At 51.7% G+C, this 346-nt stretch carries 1 pseudogene; it reads right to left on the bottom strand.

Going from position 1 to position 346, the window contains the following annotated elements:
* Nucleotides 1–129: 129 nt before the first annotated feature.
* Nucleotides 130–219 (bottom strand): annotated as a pseudogene (locus ACRXB1_RS37470) (IS6 family transposase); the annotation flags it as partial.
* Nucleotides 220–346: the final 127 nt, after the last annotated feature.

Raw genomic sequence — 346 nt, forward strand, 5'->3', positions numbered from 1 at the left:
CCGGTCAGGACGTCAGGTACGTGTTGAGAAGATGAGCGAAAGCAAACCGTTCGATGACGCATCGTTATAGATATAAAGCATTGCCAAAACTGGGGTTGCACAGAAGCTCCAGGATCAGTCGGGACGACACCGTTTGATGGCCCGGTGATCCTGCTCCACAATGTTGTTCAGGTACCTGCATTGCCGAATCTTGATCGGTGTTTGCCGCTTGGCATTGATGGGGTCCGGCCAAGATTCGGCCAAATTGCTATCATAAGCCTTGCGGTTATGAATTCACTTCCGCTTATGCTGTCGTAGCATAAGGGATTCAGACGGTAAATGCCTCCCCGAACTGCCGCGCACGCTT

The organism is Caballeronia sp. M23-90 (assembly GCF_053574605.1).